The organism is Oceanicella actignis, assembly GCF_008124525.1.
Lineage (GTDB): Bacteria > Pseudomonadota > Alphaproteobacteria > Rhodobacterales > Rhodobacteraceae > Oceanicella > Oceanicella actignis.
This window is the reverse complement of record NZ_VNHJ01000029.1, coordinates 1-1,973: the sequence shown is the minus strand read 5'-3', so window position 1 is coordinate 1,973 and position 1,973 is coordinate 1. Positions and strand designations below refer to the sequence as shown.

At 63.6% G+C, this 1,973-nt stretch carries 2 protein-coding genes and 1 pseudogene; 2 read left to right on the top strand and 1 reads right to left on the bottom strand.

Translation table 11 applies throughout. The annotated features are described in order from the left end of the window. Positions 1-94 precede the first annotated feature (94 nt). Positions 95-778, bottom strand: coding sequence for a hypothetical protein (locus LY05_RS14985; RefSeq protein ID WP_148923706.1), 684 nt, complete (start codon positions 776-778; stop codon positions 95-97). 33 nt (positions 779-811) lie between these two features. Between LY05_RS14985 and LY05_RS15230 the strand changes: the two genes are divergently transcribed. Together LY05_RS15230 and LY05_RS14980 are read left to right on the top strand one after the other, a co-directional pair. Beyond that, a complete protein-coding gene (locus LY05_RS15230) occupies positions 812-973 on the top strand; it encodes a hypothetical protein (RefSeq protein ID WP_170259033.1) in 162 nt (53 codons plus the stop codon). 56 nt (positions 974-1,029) lie between these two features. Continuing rightward, a pseudogene (locus LY05_RS14980) lies at positions 1,030-1,973 on the top strand (IS3 family transposase); the annotation flags it as partial.

The window sequence follows — 1,973 nt, the reverse complement described above, 5'->3', positions numbered from 1 at the left end:
CTCCGAGGCATGGCTGCTGGTCGCCCATATCCGCATTCTTGTCAGACGCTTGGCTCGATACCACGCACCACCGGTCGAATTATGAGTCGGGCTCTTAGTCAACGAGGTCACGGGTGTCGGCGGTGTCGGTCAGGATCCCCCAGCGCCGCAGGTACTTCTCTCCGATCAGGCGCTCATGCGGGGTCATGTCCTTAAGGTTGCACCCATGGGGCATCGTTACGGTGAGCGTCAGGGATTTCCCACGGCCGCCTTCGGGGCCGGGGTGGAACTTGATGGTGAACCGAGCGCGCGTGATGACCCATTCCGGCGCCTCGGTCGCGACCGGCAGGAGGTGCCCCGTGCCACCGATGTCGAGGCCGATCCGCTTCTCGGCCATTTCCCAGATCGTCCGCTCGGCGCCCGACATGGATTCCAGCGTGATCCGCTCGCCGCGCTCCCCCAGCTCCATGAAGCGTAGCTCCTTCACAGTGACGCCCATGATCCCGTCCTCGGGATCGGTCGGGAAATCGAAGGGCTTTAGGAGCATGCTCAGGTCGTATTCGCGCCATGGGATGTGCTTCTCCTTGAAGTTGATCCCGAGCAGATCCCGCGCCATGAACGCGGTAAGGTCCCTCCGGTCCTCGAGCGTGTTGGGCACGACCTCGATGACGCCGGTTTCGGCCTCGTAGGTCAGGGCGGCCTCGAACACCGGCTTCACGATGCGCCGCTGCAGCCTGCTCTTCGCATCGAAGCCCAGCATGTCTTCCGGCCGTCCCTCGCGATAGACGGCGACCTGCACCAGATCGCATTCCTGGTCATAGAGGATGATGCGATGCCGGTCGAAGATATCGACATGGACATGCGGGGTCTCGAAGCGGTCGCGGATGGCCTTGGTGAAGGCCGCAACGGAGATCGGATCGCGGCGGACCGTGCAGTCTTTCTCGACCTCGAAGCCGCTCCAGGAGCGACCCCTGCGCCGTTCGTCGTGCTGTGACCCCCGAAAACTCGTCCATCCGATGCTAGAGTTCGGCCCAAGCAGAGGACCGGACCATGAAGCGATCGAGATTCACCGAGGAGCAGATCATCGCGATCCTGAGGGAGCAGGAGAGCGGAGTGAAGACGGCGGAGGTGTGCCGTCGGCATGGGATCAGCAGCGCCACCTTTTATGCCTGAAAGGCGAAGTTCGGGGGCATGAAGCCTTCGGAGGCCAAGAGGCTGAAGACGCTGGAGGCCGAGAACGCCAGGCTGAAGCGGCTTTTGGCCGAGGCGATGCTCGACAGCGAGCCATTGTCCGCCATTGGTCCGAGGACAATGGCGAGCGCCTTGAAGGACCTGCTTTCAAAAAAGTGGTGACGCCCGCCGCAAGGCGAGAAGCGGTTGCCCATCTCGAGAAGCGTCACGGGATGAGCGAGCGGCGGGCGTGTTCGGTGCTGGGTGCGGATCGATCATCGGTGCGGTATCGGCGCAGGCGACCCGATGACGCCGAGCTGCGCGAGGAGTTGCGCAAGGCGGCCGAGAAACATCGGCGTTTCGCTTATCGGCGGCTGCATGTGATCCTGCGCCGCGACGGCCATGTGACAAACCGCAAGCGGACGCAGAGGCTTTACCGCGAGGAAGGCCTGGCGGTCCGGCGAAGGCGCGGCCGCAAACGCGCTCTCGGCGCCCGCGCGCCGCTGGTGACCGAAGCCGTGGCCAACGCCCGGTGGTCGCTGGACTTCATGCAGGACCAGTTCGCCGATGGACGCCGCTTCCGGATCCTCAATGTGCTGGACGACGTCACGAAGGAGTGTCTCGCGTCGATCGTCGACACGTCGATCTCGGGCCGAAGGGTGGCGCGCGAACTCACATGTTTGATCGAGCGGCGTGGGAAGCCCGGGGTGATTGTTTCGGACAACGGTGCCGAGTTCACCTCGAACGCGATCCTGGAATGGGCCGAGAAGATGAAGGTGAAATGGCACTACATCGCCCCCGGCAAGCCCATGCAGAATGGGAAC

What these genes read in the sequence shown, in the direction of transcription:
- LY05_RS15230 (WP_170259033.1), top strand. Translation starts at nt 812, where the DNA reads ATGCCGGTCGAAGATATCGACATGGACATGCGGGGTCTCGAAGCGGTC.